This is a genomic window from Sphingomonas flavida, from assembly GCF_036663655.1.
Lineage (GTDB): Bacteria > Pseudomonadota > Alphaproteobacteria > Sphingomonadales > Sphingomonadaceae > Sphingomonas.
Map to the genome: position 1 here is coordinate 193,142 of NZ_JAXOJH010000004.1, position 13,444 is coordinate 206,585.

At 67.2% G+C, this 13,444-nt stretch carries 19 protein-coding genes; 15 read left to right on the forward strand and 4 right to left on the reverse strand.

Going from position 1 to position 13,444, the window contains the following annotated elements:
- Positions 1–43: 43 nt before the first annotated feature.
- Positions 44–682 carry a trimeric intracellular cation channel family protein gene (locus tag U1703_RS06610; RefSeq protein ID WP_332785074.1) on the reverse strand — a complete coding sequence of 213 codons (639 nt, stop codon included), beginning with the start codon at positions 680–682 and terminating at the stop codon, positions 44–46.
- 136 nt (positions 683–818) lie between these two features.
- On the opposite strand from U1703_RS06610, the gene U1703_RS06615 reads away from it, so the two are divergent.
- On the forward strand, positions 819–1,127 hold the full coding sequence (locus U1703_RS06615; RefSeq protein ID WP_230481270.1) for a glycine zipper 2TM domain-containing protein: 309 nt from the start codon (positions 819–821) through the stop codon (positions 1,125–1,127).
- Between the two features lie 187 nt (positions 1,128–1,314).
- Complete coding sequence (locus tag U1703_RS06620) at positions 1,315–1,878, forward strand: glycine zipper 2TM domain-containing protein (RefSeq protein WP_332785075.1); 564 nt, start codon at positions 1,315–1,317, stop codon at positions 1,876–1,878.
- Between the two features lie 82 nt (positions 1,879–1,960).
- On the opposite strand, the gene U1703_RS06625 is transcribed toward U1703_RS06620, so the two are convergent.
- Entirely contained in the window at positions 1,961–2,182 is a 222-nt protein-coding gene (locus U1703_RS06625; RefSeq protein ID WP_320453514.1) for a hypothetical protein, read from the reverse strand.
- A 159-nt stretch (positions 2,183–2,341) separates the two neighbouring features.
- On the opposite strand from U1703_RS06625, the gene U1703_RS06630 reads away from it, so the two are divergent.
- From U1703_RS06630 to U1703_RS06640, 3 genes are all read left to right on the forward strand, one after another.
- Positions 2,342–3,061, forward strand: a complete 720-nt coding sequence (locus U1703_RS06630; protein WP_332785076.1) for a hypothetical protein — start codon at positions 2,342–2,344, stop codon at positions 3,059–3,061.
- Positions 3,062–3,160: 99 nt separating this feature from the next.
- Entirely contained in the window at positions 3,161–3,535 is a 375-nt protein-coding gene (gene crcB / locus U1703_RS06635; RefSeq protein WP_320453374.1) for a fluoride efflux transporter CrcB, read from the forward strand.
- Complete coding sequence (locus tag U1703_RS06640) at positions 3,532–4,641, forward strand: RluA family pseudouridine synthase (RefSeq protein WP_320453373.1); 1,110 nt, start codon at positions 3,532–3,534, stop codon at positions 4,639–4,641. Before crcB ends, U1703_RS06640 begins: the two co-directional genes overlap by 4 nt.
- 203 nt (positions 4,642–4,844) lie before the next feature.
- Here the strand turns inward: U1703_RS06640 and U1703_RS06645 are convergent, their stop codons facing one another.
- On the reverse strand, positions 4,845–5,330 hold the full coding sequence (locus U1703_RS06645; protein WP_042486441.1) for an SspB family protein: 486 nt from the start codon (positions 5,328–5,330) through the stop codon (positions 4,845–4,847).
- Positions 5,331–5,401: 71 nt separating this feature from the next.
- On the opposite strand from U1703_RS06645, the gene hisB reads away from it, so the two are divergent.
- The 8 genes from hisB (at position 5,402) to U1703_RS06685 (ending at position 11,106) form a co-directional block, all read left to right on the forward strand.
- Positions 5,402–5,989, forward strand: a complete 588-nt coding sequence (gene hisB, locus U1703_RS06650) for an imidazoleglycerol-phosphate dehydratase HisB (RefSeq protein WP_320453372.1) — start codon at positions 5,402–5,404, stop codon at positions 5,987–5,989.
- Entirely contained in the window at positions 5,986–6,591 is a 606-nt protein-coding gene (hisH, locus tag U1703_RS06655; RefSeq protein WP_332785077.1) for an imidazole glycerol phosphate synthase subunit HisH, read from the forward strand. Before hisB ends, hisH begins: the two co-directional genes overlap by 4 nt.
- A complete protein-coding gene (hisA, locus tag U1703_RS06660) occupies positions 6,588–7,322 on the forward strand; it encodes a 1-(5-phosphoribosyl)-5-[(5-phosphoribosylamino)methylideneamino]imidazole-4-carboxamide isomerase (protein ID WP_320453370.1) in 735 nt (244 codons plus the stop codon). Before hisH ends, hisA begins: the two co-directional genes overlap by 4 nt.
- On the forward strand, positions 7,319–8,080 hold the full coding sequence (gene hisF / locus U1703_RS06665; RefSeq protein ID WP_332785078.1) for an imidazole glycerol phosphate synthase subunit HisF: 762 nt from the start codon (positions 7,319–7,321) through the stop codon (positions 8,078–8,080). Before hisA ends, hisF begins: the two co-directional genes overlap by 4 nt.
- 382 nt (positions 8,081–8,462) lie before the next feature.
- Complete coding sequence (locus tag U1703_RS06670; RefSeq protein ID WP_332785079.1) at positions 8,463–8,618, forward strand: hypothetical protein; 156 nt, start codon at positions 8,463–8,465, stop codon at positions 8,616–8,618.
- A gap of 32 nt (positions 8,619–8,650) precedes the next feature.
- Entirely contained in the window at positions 8,651–8,965 is a 315-nt protein-coding gene (locus U1703_RS06675) for a phosphoribosyl-ATP diphosphatase (RefSeq protein ID WP_058752128.1), read from the forward strand.
- A gap of 18 nt (positions 8,966–8,983) precedes the next feature.
- Positions 8,984–9,361, forward strand: coding sequence for a histidine triad nucleotide-binding protein (locus U1703_RS06680; RefSeq protein ID WP_320453367.1), 378 nt, complete (start codon positions 8,984–8,986; stop codon positions 9,359–9,361).
- A 206-nt stretch (positions 9,362–9,567) separates the two neighbouring features.
- Positions 9,568–11,106: an amino acid permease gene (locus U1703_RS06685; RefSeq protein WP_320453366.1), complete on the forward strand. Its 1,539-nt coding sequence runs from the start codon at positions 9,568–9,570 to the stop codon at positions 11,104–11,106.
- 129 nt (positions 11,107–11,235) lie between these two features.
- Here U1703_RS06685 and U1703_RS06690 read toward each other — a convergent pair whose 3' ends face one another.
- Entirely contained in the window at positions 11,236–12,228 is a 993-nt protein-coding gene (locus U1703_RS06690; protein ID WP_332785080.1) for an adenosine kinase, read from the reverse strand.
- Positions 12,229–12,371: 143 nt separating this feature from the next.
- On the opposite strand from U1703_RS06690, the gene U1703_RS06695 reads away from it, so the two are divergent.
- Together U1703_RS06695 and U1703_RS06700 are read left to right on the forward strand one after the other, a co-directional pair.
- Positions 12,372–13,049, forward strand: a complete 678-nt coding sequence (locus U1703_RS06695; RefSeq protein WP_332785081.1) for an EI24 domain-containing protein — start codon at positions 12,372–12,374, stop codon at positions 13,047–13,049.
- A complete protein-coding gene (locus tag U1703_RS06700; protein WP_332785082.1) occupies positions 13,046–13,423 on the forward strand; it encodes a hypothetical protein in 378 nt (125 codons plus the stop codon). Before U1703_RS06695 ends, U1703_RS06700 begins: the two co-directional genes overlap by 4 nt.
- The last annotated feature ends 21 nt before the right edge of the window (positions 13,424–13,444 follow it).

Sequence of the window (13,444 nt, forward strand, 5' to 3'; positions counted from 1 at the left end):
CCAAACCCCCGTTCAGGCTGAGCGAAGTCGAAGCCCAAGGGCATCACCCTCCGTCTCGCTCCTTGGCGGGATACGCAGGCAAGGCGATCCGGTAATGGATCGCCGCCCCGCGCAGGATGAACCCGGCCAGTGCCGCGATCGGCCCCGCCCCCGGCACGCCGAGCAGCATCAGCGCCACATAGCTGGTCGAGGCCAGCGCGGCGGCGGTGACGTAGAGTTCGGGCCGCATCAGGATCGACGGCTCACCCGCGATCACGTCGCGAATGATGCCGCCGACACAGGCCGAGACGACCCCCAGCATCGCCGCGGCCACCGGCGGTATCCCATAGCTGGTGGCCTTGGCCGCGCCGTACACCGCATAGGCCGCCAGCCCGACCGCGTCGAACCAGTCGAGCGCGCTGCCCCGCCACCAGCGTGCGGGGGTCATCCAGACCGCGACCGCCGCCACCAGGCAGACGATCGGCACACGCGCGTCATGGACCCAGAAGACCGGCGCATCGATCAACAGGTCGCGCAACGTACCACCGCCGACCCCGGTGATGAGCGCGAAGAAGACGAGCGTGACCATCGTCTGGCGATGCTTGGCCGCGACCAGCGCGCCCGACACCGCAAAGACGGCCAGTCCCGCCAGGTCGAGCCAGGGCATCACGGTGGGCAGCATGGCGGTGGGTTGAGGCAGCATCGGTGGCGACCCTAAAGCGGCTTTGCCCCTGCGGAAAGGGCGTCCCGGACATGAACGCGACGTTATCTTCTGTTCATGCAACGGACAGTAGAATTGGGACGTTACGGCATCAGATCAATTCGAAAGGAAGTTCCATATGCGCAAATTGATGCTTGCCTTGGGTTGCACCGCCATGGTCGTTCCCTCGCTGGTCCTGCCCGCCACCGCCGCCGACGCGCAGCGCCGCTACAAGTACCGCGAATGGCGTGACGATCGCGGCCGCGTCCGCTGCCGCAAGCCGGACGGCACGACCGGTCTGGTCGTGGGTGGCGTCGCGGGCGCGCTGCTGGGTCGTACGATCGACACGCGCGGCGACCGTACGCTTGGCACGCTGGGTGGCGCCGCCGTCGGCGCGCTGGCCGGTCGCGAGGTCGAGCGCAGCACCAGCAACCGCCGCTGCCGCTAAGGCAATCATCCCACGCGTGGGAAAGACGGGGCGTCACCTTCGGGTGGTGCCCTTTTCTTTTTCAGTTTCCGTTACCCAAAGACAAACAAAACGACTGTCTGCCCGGTGAATGGCAAGTAGTCTTGGGTTCACGCAACAACAGCGATCACCGCGCATTCTAACAATCATCATCACCGGGAGTATAGTAATGCGTATCGCTCTCTTGTCGGCGACCATCGTCGCCACCGCCTTCACCGCCATTCCTGCCGAAGCGCAGCGCAATGGCTGGGAAGCTCGCCAGGAATATCGTGAGGACGTTCGCGATGCCCGTCGCGACTATAATCGCGACGTCCGCCGGGCCGATTCGCCGCGCGACGTGCGCGAGGCGCGCCGGGAATATCGCGAGGATATCCGCGATGCCCGCCAGGATTATCGCAAGGATATGCGCAATGTCCGCTGGCGCAACTACGACTATAACCGGTTCGAGCCGGGCCAGCGCGGCTATTATCCCGAGCGTTATTATCGCGACGGCCGCTATTACGAGCCGCGCGCGCTCGGTCGCAACGACCGCGTCTATCGCGGTATGAACGGGCGCTATTACTGCCGCCGCAATGACGGCACGACCGGTCTGGTGATCGGCGGTCTGGCGGGCGGCGCGCTGGGCAATGTGATCGCGGGCGGCGGTTCGCGCCTGCTGGGCACCGTGATCGGTGCGGGCGGCGGCGCGCTGCTGGGCCAGCAGATCGACCGCGGCCAGGTACGCTGCCGCTAAACGGCCGCTCGACCAGAGGCACGGCCCGGTGGGGAAACCCGCCGGGCCGTTTCGCGTACGCCGACGCCGCCCGCCGATGCGATCAGATGAAGCCGCCGCCCAGCATCAGGCGCAGGCCGAAGATCAGGATCAGGATCAGGTTGAGGTTTCGCCCGGTATCGCGTGACGACAATGCGCCCACCGCCGCGCCGACCACGGCGATCGGGATGACGAACCAATAGCCCCAGGCGAAAAAGGGCAGGAACGGCACGATCCCGAGAACGAGCGCGACCAGGCCGATAAGGATCGAGAAGAGGTTCAGCATGTCGCCCAAGATGGCAACCGCCACGGCGATGCACAAGCACCGGTTCGGCCGTAAGTTGTTCGACCCGCATTCCATTCACCGCGATTCGACCACCGCGATCGGGGAAACATTAAGGAACGGGTCGCATCCCCATGCTATGGCCGCCCCATGATGGCCCGGATGCGACCGACTCTGATCTTGCTGGCTTGCCTGGTCCTGGGTGGATGCGGGGGCAGACCGGACGACGATGCGCAGCTCAATGCGCTCGACAACGAACTCGCCGCGATGAACGACGGCAATCCCGCGCGTGACCCGCAACTGCGCGAGGCGCTGGCGGGGCAGATCATGGTCGATCCCGGCCTGACCCAGACATCGAACGCCAATGCGCTGCGCCCGCCGAACCGGCCGCCTAGCGACCAGCTGCCCTCGACACCGCCGCCCGCCGATCCGGTCGATGCCCGCACGTTGAAATCCGCACCCCCAGCGGCTCGCGACTGCCCGGAATGCCGTGCCTCGGCCGGTGCCTATACGCTGGCGGCCAAGGCGGGGCAGCAAGCCGCCAATGCCGCGTGCCTGTCGGGCCTGCGCTACTCCGCCGGATGGGCCCAGCGCCTGCCCGCCGCCCTGCCCCCCTATCCCGGCGCGCAGGTGGCGGAGGCGGCGGGCAACGATGCCAACGGTTGCGCGCTGCGGATCGTCAGCCTGCGCACCGCCGCGCCGCCCGCGAAGGTGATCGACTATTATTATACCAAGGCCAGCGGCGCAGGCCTGTCGGCCGAGCACAAGATGGACGGCGCGCAACATGTGCTGGGCGGCACCGGCGGCAACGGGGCCTATATCGTCTATGCTACACCACGCGACGGCGGCACGGACATCGACCTGGTGGTGCGGGGCGGATAGCCTTTTCCCTGCCCTGGCCTGGAGCGATTCCGGGCCGTCCCCTGCTCCATCGCTTGTCCTTTGCGCAGCGAGCCCGGTTGCGCTAAGGGCGACAGGATCATGACACCACTTCTTCTCGTGATGCTGGGCGGCGCGCTGGGCTCGGGGGGGCGGTATCTGACGGGACGGGTGCTCACCGATGCGCTCGGCCCCGGCTTTCCCTATGGCACGCTTGCGGTCAACTGGGTCGGCTGTCTCGCGATGGGCATCCTTGCCGGGGTGCTGGCGCGGACGGGCGGGGCCGAAGGGTGGCGCATGTTCATCGGTGTCGGGATATTGGGGGGCTATACTACCTTTTCCTCCTTCTCGCTCGATACCATCACTTTGATCGAACGCGGTCAGGTGACATGGGCCCTGGCCTATGTCGCGCTCTCGTTGTTCGGTTCGCTGGCCGCGCTGTGGGCGGGGCTCTGGATAACGAGGATTTTCGCATGACGGACTCTGTCCGCCAATTCACGGTCGGCTATGACGATGACGGCATCCGGCTGGATCGCTGGTTCAAGCGGCACATGCCCGACACCAGTTTCACCACCGTCGCCAAATGGGCACGCACCGGCCAGTTGCGTGTCGATGGCCTGCGCGCGACGCCGGGTGACCGGATCACGGCGGGCCAGGTGCTGCGCGTGCCCCCGGCCGAACCTGCCCTGGTCGCCAACAGCAAGCCGACGATGCGGCCGCGCAACGTCCTGTCCGAGGACGAGGAGTCGTTCGCGCGCGAGATGGTGATCCATAAGGATCGCGACGCGCTGGTCCTGAACAAGCCGCCGGGCCTGGCGACCCAGGGCGGGACCAAGACGACCACCCATGTCGACGGTCTGCTCGATGCCCTCCAGTTCGAGGCGGAGGGGCGGCCCAAGCTGGTCCACCGACTCGACAAGGATACCTCGGGCGCGCTGCTCGTCGCGCGCAACGCGCGGTCGGCGGCGTTCTTCGCCAAGGCGTTTTCGGGGCGCACCGCCCGAAAGATCTATTGGGCGCTGGTCATCGGCGTGCCGTCGATCGACGATGGCACGATCGAACTGCCCATCGGTAAGCAGCCGGGCACCGGCGGCGAGAAGATGCATGTCGACGAGGAAAACGGCCAGTCGGCCCGCTCGCGCTACCGCGTGATCGAGCGCGCGGGCAACAGCTGCTGCTGGGTCGAGTTGCAGCCCTTTACCGGCCGCACCCACCAGCTGCGCGTGCATATGGCGGCGATCGGCCACCCCATCGTCGGCGACGGCAAATATGGCGGCGCGGCGGCGTTCCTGACCGGCGGGATCAGCCGCAAGATGCACCTGCATGCGCGGCGCATCCGCGTCGACCATCCCGATGGCGGCCGCATCGACCAGACCGCCGAGTTGCCCACCCACTTCGCCGAATCGATGAACCAGCTGGGCTTCGACGAGATTCGCGGTGACGTCCTGCCGCAGGACGAGGATCGCGGCCCGCCGCCCAAGGAAGTGCTGAAGCAGCGCGCCAAGGCCCATGCCAAGCAATATCGCAAGGAACGCCGCGGTGAACGGCGCGGTCGCGGTGCGCGCGAGGAAGGCCGGGGCTGATCGCCGCCAGGCTTCGGTCCGTTATCTGGAAAATGTAAATTCCTCCCCTTTAAGGGGAGGTGGCAGGGTGCCAGTTCTGACGGAGGGGTATCACCCTTTCGAGAGCGGGACACCCCTCCGACGCGCTTCGCGCGCCACGTCCCCTTGCAGGGGAGGATTTAATAGAGCGAGCCCTCTCCCAGCGTGGGAAAGGGCGACGCCCCTTACTTCTTGCGCTTGAAATCCACCGCGACGACGTTGCTGCCGTCCTCGACCGGCTTGGCGACCGGCTCGTCATTCTCGGCCGAGCCGTGCGGATCGGGATCGCTCTGCGGATCGTCGGCGACGTGGAAGCCCAGTTCGAACTGGACTTCGGGATCCTGGAAACGGGTGATCGCCGAATAGGGAATCACCAGCTTCGACGGCACCTGGTTGAAGCTGAGCCCCACCGAGAAGCGATTCTCGTCCACCGTCAGGTCCCAGAAGCGATTCTGCAGGACGATCGTCATCTCGTCCGGGAATCGCTCGACCAGCCGCTGCGGGATGTCCACCCCAGGCGCCTGCGTCTTGAACGTGATGTAGAAATGGTGCGTGCCGGGCAGGTGCCCCGTCTCCGCCACCGGGCCGAGCACACGCCCCACCACGGCGCGCAGGGCCTCCTGCACGATGTCGTCATAGGGGATGAGGCTGTCGGGCAATCCTTCGGTCATGCCCCTTGGACTAGCGGCCTTTGATCGCGGGTCAAGATTGCATGGGACGGATAGGTGTTTATGGGGAGGCCATGCGCACTGCCACCGTCCACCGCGCCACCGCGGAAACCGTCATCGACGTCACCGTCAATCTCGACGGCACCGGCGTCTATCAGAACGCCACCGGGATCGGCTTTCTCGATCACATGCTCGACCAGCTGTCGCGGCACTCGCTGATCGACCTGTCGGTCAAGGTCGAGGGCGACCTGCATATCGACGGGCACCACACCACCGAGGACAGCGCGCTGGCGATCGGACAGGCCTTTGCCAAGGCGCTGGGCGACAAGCGCGGCATCACTCGCTATGGCGAGGCGCTGTCGCCGATGGACGAGGTGCTGACCCGCACCGCGCTCGACATTTCGGGCCGCCCCTGGCTGGTGTGGAAGGTGCCGTTCACCAATCCGATGCTGGGCACGCTCCAGACCGAGATGATCGAGCACTGGTTCCACAGCTTTGCGCAGGAAGCAGGCATCACGCTGCACGTCGAGCTGCTGCACGGCCACAACAACCATCACATCGCCGAAAGCATCTTCAAGGGCCTGGCCCGTGCGTTGCGCATGGCGGTCGAGATCGACCCGCGCAAAGCGGACGCCATCCCATCGACCAAGGGCATGCTGTGACGCTGGCGCTGATCGATATCGAGTCGGGCAATCTCCACTCGGTCGACAATGCGCTGCGCGCGGCGGGGGCGAAGGATGTCGTCATCACCGCCGATCCGGACGTGATCGCGCGTGCCGACCGGATCGTCCTGCCCGGTGTCGGCGCGTTCGGGGCGTGCGCGGCGAACCTGCGCGCCGTCGACGGGTTGGAAGAGTCGTTGCGCGACGCCGCCCTCACCCGCGCGCGGCCGTTCCTGGGCATTTGCGTGGGTATGCAGCTTCTCGCCGATGCCAGCGACGAGATGGGCGAACATCGGGGCTTGGGCTGGATTCCCGGTCGCGTGACCCGACTCGCGCCTACCGATCCCTCGGCCAAGGTCCCGCATATGGGCTGGAACGATGTCCGGCCCGTTGGCGAGCACCCGCTGATCGTGCCGGGCGAGGCCTATTTCCTGCACAGCTATGCCTTTACCGGCCAGCAGGTGCTGGCGACCACCGACCATGATGGCCCTGTCACCGCCGCGATCGGTCGCGACACGGTGGTCGGCGCGCAATTCCACCCTGAGAAGAGCCAGCGTTATGGCCTCTCCTTCCTCACCCGTTTCCTGGAGTGGCATCCGTGAGCTTGATCGTCTTCCCCGCCATCGACCTGAAGGGTGGCCAGGTGGTCCGTCTGGCCGAGGGCGATATGGACCGCGCCACCGTCTATGGCGACGACCCCACCCATCAGGCGATGCTCTTCGCCGAGGCCGGTGCACAGCATCTCCATGTCGTCGACCTGGACGGCGCGTTCGCGGGCGAATCGGTCAATGGCGAAGCAGTGCAGGCGATCGTCAAAGCCTTTCCCGGTCATGTTCAGCTGGGCGGCGGCATCCGCAAGCCGGAGAATGTCGAGCGCTGGTTCGATCTGGGCGTGTCGCGCGTGGTGATCGGCACGGCGGCGCTGGAGAACCCCGACTTCGTGCGCGACATGGCCAAGGCTTATCCCGGCGGCATCGTCGTCGCGGTCGATGCCAAGGACGGCATGGTCGCCACGCGCGGCTGGGCGGACGTGTCGACCGTGTCGGTCGAGGATTTGGCACGCCGGTTCGAGGATGCGGGCGTCGCCGCCTTGCTGTTCACCGATGTGGGCCGCGACGGAATGCTCAAAGGCTGCAACGTGTCCGCGACCGTCGACCTCGCCCGCGCGGTGCGGATTCCGGTCATCGCCAGCGGCGGCGTGGCGGGGATCGGCGACATTCATATGCTGGCGCTCCATCATCAGGACGGGGTCGAGGGCGTGATCACCGGCCGGGCCCTCTATGACGGGCGGCTCGACCTCGCGGCGGCACTGTCGGTGGCGGCGTCCGCATGACCGTCCGCGCGCGCGTCATCCCCTGCCTGGACGTCGCCAATGGGCGGGTGGTCAAGGGCGTCAACTTCGTCGACCTGATCGACGCGGGCGACCCGGTCGAACAGGCGCGCGCCTATGACGCGGCGGGCGCGGACGAACTCTGCTTCCTCGACATCACTGCCAGCCATGAGGCGCGCGGCACCATCCTGGACGTGGTGCGGCGGACGGCGGCGGTGTGCTTCATGCCGCTGACCGTCGGCGGCGGGGTGCGCACGGCGGAGGATGCGCGGGCACTGCTCCTGGCGGGCGCGGACAAGGTGGCGGTCAACTCCGCCGCCGTCAGCCGTCCCGAAGTCGTCTCCGACATCGCCGAGCGATTCGGCAGCCAGTGCTGCGTCGCCAGTGTCGACGCGCGACGCACGGCGGATGGCTGGGAGGTGTTCACCCATGGCGGGCGGCGCGCGACCGGCATCGACGCGGTCGAACATGCCTTGCGGCTGGCCGGACTGGGCGCGGGCGAGTTGCTGATCACCTCGATGGACCGCGACGGCACGCGGGGCGGCTATGACCTCGACCTGATTCGCACCATCGCCGACCGAACCAGCGTGCCGGTGGTGGCGAGCGGCGGCGTCGGCGGCCTGGACGATCTGGTCGCAGGGGTGCGAGACGGTCATGCCTCGGCGGTGCTGGCGGCGTCGATCTTCCACTTCGGCGACGCGTCGATCGCGGATGCGCACCGGGCCCTCGCGGCGGCGGGGGTGCCGGTTCGGGCGCATTGAGTTTTGCACGAAGCCGCGAGGACGCGAAGGTTTTTGGTTCGCGCGGAGACGCGGAGGCGCGGAGAGTTTGGGTAAGGGGCGAGTGGCTGGGTAAGCCAAGGGACGTTTTCGTCTCCCGATCGTGGCGCTCGCCCCACTCCGTTCACGCTGAGCGAAGTCGAAGCGCACGCCCCGCCCCTTGTCTAACCGGATCCCCTTGGCCTTGAACTTCGCTCAGGCTGAACGGCGGTGGGGTTGTCGGGCACGAGCCTTCGATCGGGAGACATTCCCTTCTAAAAAAAAACGCAGGCGAACGCCCGCCAAGAAACCAGACTCTCCGCGCCTCTGCGCGAACCAAGATCCCCGGGATGACCGGGCGGACGGACGCTGATAAACTCGCCCCATGCCCCTAGCGATCATGACCCCCGCCAACGGCCATAGCGGCATCATCCGCCCCCGCACCCACCCGGAACTGTCGGACATCGCGCTGTTCGTCTTCGCGATCGGCGCGATCTGGCTGCTGCGTCGTGCGCTGCGCCGCCGGAACCGCAAGGATTGACGCGGACGCCGCGTCGCGCCACCCAGCCCGGCATGGACATGTTCGACCGCCTCGAAGCCACGATCCGCGCACGCCGCGACGCAGGCGATGCCGCCACCTCCTATGCCGCCAGCCTGTTCGCCAAGGGGCGGCCGAAGATCGCGCAGAAACTGGGCGAGGAAGCGGTCGAAACCGTCATCGCCGCCATGGCCCAGCCCGACAAGATCGTGTCCGAGGCGGCCGACCTGATGTTCCACCTGATCGTCCTCTTGGCCGATACCGGCCACACGCTGGACGACGTCCGCGCCGAACTGGCGCGGCGCGAGGGCGTGTCGGGGCATGACGAAAAGGCCGCGCGCCCGCGCTGAATCCGACGGAGACCATCGATGCCGATCGACGCCACGCTTCCCTATGACGACCAGAATATCTTCGCGAAGATCCTGCGCGGCGAGATTCCGTCCAGCCGCGTCTATGAAGACGAATGGGCGGTCGCCTTCCACGACATCGCACCGCACGCGCCGACCCATATCCTGGTGATCCCGCGTGGCCCCTATGTATCCTGGGACGATTTCTCGGCGCGTGCCAGCGACGCGGAGATCGCCGGCTTCGTCCGCGCGGTCGGCCATGTCGCACGCGAGGCGGGCGTGGTTCAGCCGGGGTATCGGCTGCTGGCGAATGTCGGCCCGGATGCCGGGCAGGAAGTGCCGCATCTCCATGTGCATATCCTGGCGGGCAAGCCGCTCGGGCCGATGCTGGCGCGCTGACCTCACCTCCTGGCACGCCCCTCCCGCCTGCGGGAGGGGTTCAAGATTGAAGGGCGGCAATCACCGCCTTTCTCCTCCCCTTACCGCATCCCCTGCGTCTTAGGGATTGCACGTAATAAAATTGCAGCTAACTTCCCGGATCATTCACGAAACGCCGGGCGAGCTCCATGTCGGGGCCGCCCTTCCCTCGGGGGGATTGGACATTCATGATTTTCGGGCGCGTTAAGCCTCTGGACGCCATTCTGGCGACCGCCGAGAAGAAGGGGCTGCAACGATCGCTAGGCGCGTTCCAGCTCACCATGCTGGGTGTCGGCGCCGTCATCGGCACCGGTATCTTCGTTCTCACTTCCGAAGCCGCGCAGAAGGCGGGGCCGGGCATGATGCTGTCCTTCGTGCTGGCGGGCTTCGTCTGCGCGGTGGCGGCGCTCTGCTATTCCGAACTGGCCTCGATGGTGCCGGTCGCGGGCTCGGCCTATACCTATACCTATGCCGTCATGGGCGAGCTGCTCGCCTGGATGGTCGGCTGGGCGCTGATCCTGGAATATGCGGTCGGCGCTTCCGCCGTCGCGGTCGGCTGGTCGGGCTATGTGGTGGGGCAGATCCGCAGCCTGCTGGGCATCGACGTGCCGATGGAGTGGGTCAACGGCCCGTCGTCGGGCGGTTACATCAACCTGCCCGCCGTCATCATCTCGCTGCTCGTCACCTGGCTGCTCGTCGTCGGGACGACCGAGAGCGCGCGCGTCAATGCCATCCTGGTCGCCATCAAGGTCGCGGCGCTGACCCTGTTCATCGCGCTGTCGGTGCCGGTGATCAACGGCGCGAACTTCCACCCGTTCATGCCCACCGGCCTGACCGGCGTGGCGGGTGCCGCCGCCTCGATCTTCTTCGCCTATGTCGGCTTCGACGCGGTGTCGACCGCCGCCGAGGAAACCAAGAACCCGCAGCGCAACGTGCCGATCGGCCTGATCGCCTCGCTGATGTTCTGCACCGTCTTCTATCTGCTCGTCTCGGCCGGGGCGATCGGCTCGCCGCTAGGCGCGCAGCCGGTGCGCGATGCCGCCGGTGTCGTGCTGTCGCCCGGCACGTCGGAGCTGACCGCGCGCTGCCAGGCGATCGTCGCGGGCGGCGTGGCCGAGCCGCTGTCCTGCTCGAAGGAGGCGCTGGCGCATGTCCTTCGCACCATCGGCTGGGAAAAGATCGGCAACCTGATCGGCCTGGCCGCCACGCTGGCGCTGCCTTCGGTCGTCCTGATGATGATGTTCGGCCAGACCCGCGTGTTCTTCACGATGGCACGCGACGGCCTGCTGCCGCAGGCCTTCGCCAAGGTCCATCCCCGGTACAAGACCCCGCATGTGGTCACGATCGTCACCGGCCTGGCCGCGACCTTCGCTTCGGCCTTCCTGCCGGTCGGCAAGCTGGCCAATTACTCCAATTCGGGCACGCTGTTCGCCTTCCTGATGGTGGCCGTATCGGTGCTGGTGCTGCGTCGGACCGATCCGGATCGTCGTCGCCCCTTCCGCACCCCGCTGGTGTGGATCGTCGCGCCGCTCGCGATCGTCGGCTGCCTGTATCTGTTCCTCTCGCTCGACTGGGGCTCGATCCTGGTCCTGCCGGTGTGGGGCGCGATCGGCCTGGTCATCTATTTCGGCTATAGCCGTCGCCGCAGCTATGTCGGGCGTGGCATCATCGACGTGGTCGACGATCCCGCGATGCAGCCGGAAGTCGCCAAGCCGCTCGATCGCTGATCGACCGACGCAAGGCACGAGAAAAGGCCCGGAGGAGCGATCCTCCGGGCCTTTTCGTCTGGGGCCCTGCCCCTCCACCATCCTTGGGATGGTCCCCCTCCCCAAGCGGCGCCTGGGGAGGATCGACGTTCAGAGGCTGGCGGCCAGCGCCTTCAGGTCGACCTGGGGCCGTGCGCCGAAGTGGCTGATGATTTCCGCCGCGCACGCCGCGCCCAGGGTCAGCGAGCCCTTCAGGTCCTGGCCATGCGTCTGGCCATAGAGGAAGCCCGCCGCGAACAGGTCGCCCGCACCCGTGGTGTCGACGACCTTGTCGACCGGCTGGGCAGGCACCGTCACGCGCACATCGCCCTGCTGCGCCAGCGCGCCCTTTTCGGCCAGCGTGACGACCAGCGTCTCGACCTTGTCCTTCAGCGAGGCGATGGCGGCCTCGACATCGGCCGTTTCGGTCAGCGCGACGATCTCGGTTTCGTTGGCGAAGATCACGTCGATCATGCCGCCCTCGATCAGCGCGTGGAAGTCCGCGCGGTGACGGTCGATCACGAACTCGGCCGAGGCGGTGAAGGCGATCTTGCGACCCGCCGCGCGGGCAACGTCGATGGCGGCACGCATCGCGGCGCGCGGCTCTTCGGGATCCCAGAGATAGCCCTCGATATACAGATACGCCGCATCGGCGATCAGCGCCTTGTCGAGCGCTTCGGCGGGCAGATAGTGCGACGCCCCCAGGAAGGTGTTCATCGTGCGCTGGCCATCGGGGCTGACGAAGATCATGCAGCGCGCGGTGGTCGGCTGGCCGGGACGCGACGGCGTGTCGAACTTGACGCCCGCCGCACGGATGTCGTGCGCGAAGACGTCGCCCAGCTGGTCGTCGGCGACCTGGCCGATGAACGCGGTCTTGCCGCCCAGCGCGGCCATGCCCGCCAGCGTGTTGGCGGCCGAGCCCCCGGAAATCTCGCGTCCCGGACCCATCTTGGCATAGAGCGCGTCGGCCTCTTCGGTCGAGAAGACGAGTTGCATCGCGCCCTTCGTCATGCCCTGCTCGGCGATGAAATCGTCCTCGGCGGAACTCAGGATGTCGACGATGGCATTGCCGATCGCCACCACGTCGTAAGTGGGGTTGGTCAAGGAAGGGGCTCCGGGAAAAATAGCTGTGATGTCGCCGCCCTAGTCAGGGCGCATCCCCCGCGCAAGCTGGCCTTCGGAGCCCCCTGTCGCACCCCTTCCCGGCGCATTGACTTTGCCGCCCGCCCGGCGTCATCCCGTGGACCATGTTCCACGCCTTTTTCCTGTCGATCGGCCAGCTCGGCGATCCTGCGATCCGACGGGTGCTGCTTCGCTCGCTGGCCGTCACCTTCGCGCTGTTCGCCGCGGCGGGTGCCGGGCTGTGGTGGGCGGTGCGCGCCGCGCTGACCCAGTGGCTGGGCGCGCAGGCGGGCGAATGGTCGGCGGCGCTGACGCTGGTGGTCGAGCTCCTGGCGCTGTGGCTGGCGTTTCGCGCCGTGGCGGTGGCGGTGGTCGGCGTCTTCGCCGACGATATCGTCGCGGCGGTCGAGGCGCGCCACTATCCCGATGCCCTCGCCAAGGCCCGGCCGGTGCCCTTCGTCCGGGGCATGGCGATGGGACTGGGCTCGGCATTGCGAGTCGTCGCGGTCAACCTGATCCTGCTGCCACTCTATATCGCCCTGCTGGTCACCGGCGTGGGTACGGCGGCGGCGTTCCTGCTGGTCAATGCGTGGTTGTTGTCGCGCGATCTGGGCGACATGGTCGCGGCGCGGCACATGGACGGTGCGGCGATGCGACGCTGGCGCAAGGCGACCGGTCCGTCGCGCTTCCTGTTGGGGCTTGCCGCGGCGGCCCTGTTCGTGGTTCCGGTGCTCAATCTGCTGGCCCCCGTCCTGGGAGCCAGCATGGCGACCCATTATTTTCACAGGAGACGACAGGCGTGATCCGCATTCCGGCGCTTGCCCTGATCCCCTTGCTCATCGTCGGCGGCTGTACCGTGCCGCAGACCGCCGCCCCGGTGCGCGGCGGCATGGCCCCGGTGCCCGTCCCCTATACAAATGTCGGACTGGAACGTGTCATCGGCCAGGATGCGGCCGCGCTGACCAAACTGTTCGGCACGCCCGATGCCGATGTGCGGGAGGGCACCGCGCGCAAGCTGCAGTTCCTGGGCAGCTTCTGCGTCCTCGACGCCTATCTCTACCCCAAGGACGGGGCCGAGCCGCGCGTGACCTATATCGACGCGCGTGAGCCCGATGGCAGCGCGATCGACCGGGCAAGCTGTGTCGCGGCCCTGACCAGGCGCGACGGCGGGCGCTGATACGTGGCGATCTTTGGATCG